The sequence below is a fragment of the Gordonibacter sp. genome (assembly GCF_036667095.1).
GTDB lineage: Bacteria > Actinomycetota > Coriobacteriia > Coriobacteriales > Eggerthellaceae > Gordonibacter.
Genome location: NZ_JAVWUP010000257.1, coordinates 1 through 3,044, shown reverse-complemented (window position 1 = coordinate 3,044; position 3,044 = coordinate 1). Strand labels below are relative to the sequence as shown.

The 3,044-nt window shown below is 58.8% G+C and carries 4 protein-coding genes; all 4 read left to right on the top strand.

The window, feature by feature from the left end; all coding sequences use genetic code 11:
- The coding region (locus RR842_RS13330; protein WP_332730077.1) for a molybdopterin dinucleotide binding domain-containing protein at window positions 1-1,267 on the top strand (1,267 nt) is incomplete at its 5' end.
- Window positions 1,268-1,291: 24 nt separating this feature from the next.
- The gene (locus RR842_RS13325; RefSeq protein ID WP_332512776.1) at window positions 1,292-1,870 is read left to right on the top strand and encodes a 4Fe-4S dicluster domain-containing protein; all 579 of its coding nucleotides are present in this window, start codon (window positions 1,292-1,294) and stop codon (window positions 1,868-1,870) included.
- A gap of 107 nt (window positions 1,871-1,977) precedes the next feature.
- Window positions 1,978-2,748 carry a molecular chaperone TorD family protein gene (locus tag RR842_RS13320; protein WP_332521154.1) on the top strand — a complete coding sequence of 257 codons (771 nt, stop codon included), beginning with the start codon at window positions 1,978-1,980 and terminating at the stop codon, window positions 2,746-2,748.
- A gap of 75 nt (window positions 2,749-2,823) precedes the next feature.
- A partial coding sequence (locus RR842_RS13315) for a hypothetical protein (RefSeq protein ID WP_332730076.1) occupies window positions 2,824-3,044 on the top strand: 221 nt, incomplete at its 3' end.

The following is a 3,044-nucleotide window of genomic DNA, read 5'->3' as shown; positions in this document are numbered from 1 at the left end:
GAACCCCTGTTCGACGGGTGTGCGCCAACCCCAGATGTACGACATCATCCTCAACGGCGGCGGATCGTTCGGCGACGTGTCGAATTCGTACGGCAGCTTCCATGCGCCCATCCCGACCACACTTGGTCCCATCAAAGGCATCTTCCATGTGAACGATGCGACGCTGCAGACCTCGCTCAACCAGAAGGCTGGCATCGAGGCCCATCGTGCAGTCGATTTCGTGCTTACGCGCGCACAGTTCATGACGACGAATGCTCTTTACTCGGACATCATCCTCCCCGTCACCACCGAATGGGAGCGCGTCGGATCGGTAACGTCCTGCAACCGCGAGTTTGTGTACTGCTACTCCCAGGTGGCCGACCCGCTCGGTGCGGCCAAGACCGATCAAGAGATGGATCCGACGCTGGCATACAGCACTTCGGAGAAACAGCAGTTCTTTGAGCGGATCGCAGGCAGCAAGATCATGGGTGGCAACGGCAAGATGGGACCGCTCGTTACCATCTCTGCCGCCGACATTGCCCAATGGGGAGTTGAAGGCGCGCCGCAAGAGGGTGTTGTCCCGCTCGCTGATTTCATTGCGAATGGTGGCTACCAGTTCAAGCGCACGCCTGACGACGGGCACGGGTTCATCGGCTACAAAGACTTCGTGGACGATCCGGTTGCCAATCCGCTTTCGAGTGCCAGTGGTAAGCTTGAGATTTACTGCCAGGCTCGCTATGACTTGATGGCATCGTTCGAATACGAGGGTATCGAGCAGTTCAAGCCTTATCCGACGCATGTCGTTCCGTGTGTTGGGTACGAGTCCACGTTCAAAGGCGGCAAGATCGGCGGGGAAAAGGGCGACTACCCCTATCTCATGTACAACCCGCACTACCTGCGCCGCTCTCACTCTGTGTTCGATAACTGCTCGTGGCTGCGAGAGGCGTGGGCAAACCCCGTGTTCCTGAGCCGTCAGGATGCGGAAGAGAAGGGCATAGAGGAAGGTTCCACGGTGCTTATCAGCTCGCCTACGGGAAAGGGCTTGCGTAGGGCCGCGATCATGGATCTTCTTATGCCGGGGGTTGTCGGTGTTCCGCATGGTGCGTGGGTCGATGTCGATGAAGAGACCGGAATCGATCGGGCAGGATCCGATAACTACCTGATCGGCGCCGAATACGGCGGCATGGGCGTGTCGGGCTACAACAACCAGATCTGCAATATCGAGAAATACACCGGAGAGCAGTTGGGCCCCGACTGTGAGCTGCCTCCCCGCTGGAGCGAGAACTAAGGCTGCGGAAAAGGAGAGTGGATTATGAGCGTTGGATTCTATTTGAACCAAAACCGCTGCACAGGTTGCCGCGCGTGCCAGGTTGCCTGCAAGGACAAGAACCGTCTTGAGGTGGGTACGTTGTACCGCGAAGCGCATAGCTATACGGTGGGGTCGTTTCCCGACGTGCAGGGCTACAGCTATTCGTCCAGCTGCAACCATTGCGAGGAGCCCATCTGCTTGAAGAATTGCCCGACGGGTGCCATTTACCAAGCTCCCGACGGGACGGTTGTCCAGGATCAGAGCAAGTGCATCGGGTGCCGCATGTGTGTCATGTCGTGTCCGTACGGACAGCCGAAATACTTCCCCGAGCGGGGTGTATCCGGCAAATGCGATGGCTGCTACGGTCTGCGTCAAAGCGGTAGCGAGCCGGCGTGTGTGGCGGGTTGTCCCAATCGTGCGTTGAAGTTCGGCACTATCGAAGAGCTCCGTGCGGAATACGGCAACGATCTGAACGGCGGCAGTATCGCCGTACTGCCCTCTCCGGACGAGACGCATCCGAATGTCCTGATCAAGGTAAAGGATTGCGCGCTCGACGAGGGGTACCGGGAGCTTGCCTGGTAGTCCCGCTTCTGCCGCGCTGCATCCCCTCCTTGCGGTGCGGCAGTACCCTTTGCCAGGTGATCGGGTCGGCCTGTTTCTTCGGCCCTGATGAGAGACGGGAGCTCTTTATGTCGAATAACGAGCGCGAAAGCGCGCTGGCGATGGATCTTGCCCGTCGTGTGTACCTCTATCGTTTGTGGCAGGTAGTGTTCGGCGGACCGCTGACGGACGATGGTGTATCCAAGGTGTTCTGCAGCGAGGCGCTTGCCCTGTTCGGCTCTGTGAGGGAGGCGCTTTCCCAAAGCGATTTCGAGGAGATTGCGGCTTGTCCGGTCGGCTCGTCTGGGCTCAGTCTCGGCACCTGCGCCGAAGGGGTCTTCGCCTGCATCGAGAAGGTCGGGTGCGAAGTGGATGGGCCGTCACAGGAGGCAGCCTTTGCCCGTGTCCTGCGAGACGATTACAGCAAGCTGTTCCAGGTGCCCGGAGATCGCTATGTCCATCTTTGGGAGTCTCCGTATACGGGCAAGGAATCCATGGTTTTCCAGGAAAGCACGCTCGACGTTCGATCGTTCTACCATGATGCTGGGTTTAAGTTGCAGGCAGAAGGGCATTTTCCCGACGACCATATCGCTGCCATGATGGACTACATGGCGCATCTGGGCCAGCGTGCATACGAGGCGTACGCCGATGGTCGCGACGATGAGGTTCTCCTTGTGCTTGCAACCCAGCGTCAGTTTGCAGATCGCCACATACTGACGTGGGTCAACCTGTTCGCCGATAGGGTCATTAAGAACGACGCGCATGCGTACTACGGTGCGCTGGCGGGTGGCATGGCGGCGTTCGTACGGGTGGATCGTGCGATGATCGAGCAGCTTGAGAAAAATCTGACCGAACAGTAGGGTGGTCGTGCGGGAGGGTGTCGCATGCGCTAAGGGGTATGTTCGGCGCTCGGCGGGATCAAGAATTTCGAGGCTTTGGACGAAGAGCGCAAGGACTTGGTCGACCGCAGGGAATGCTCTCCGCGCGACGGACGCGTAAAGCGGGATCGAGCCCGCTGCTGCGTCCTCGATCCCGCTTTGAGAAAATGGCCGGAATACCTTCAGGTGCTAGAAGTGCCCGAAGTTCAGCACCGAGTAGACCACGCCCGCTATGCCCAGGGCGATCACCACGCCGACGACGATCTTCTCGTAGTTCT

What these genes read in the sequence shown, in the direction of transcription:
- RR842_RS13325 (WP_332512776.1), top strand. Translation starts at nt 1,292, where the DNA reads ATGAGCGTTGGATTCTATTTGAACCAAAACCGCTGCACAGGTTGCCGC.
- RR842_RS13320 (WP_332521154.1), top strand. Translation starts at nt 1,978, where the DNA reads ATGTCGAATAACGAGCGCGAAAGCGCGCTGGCGATGGATCTTGCCCGT.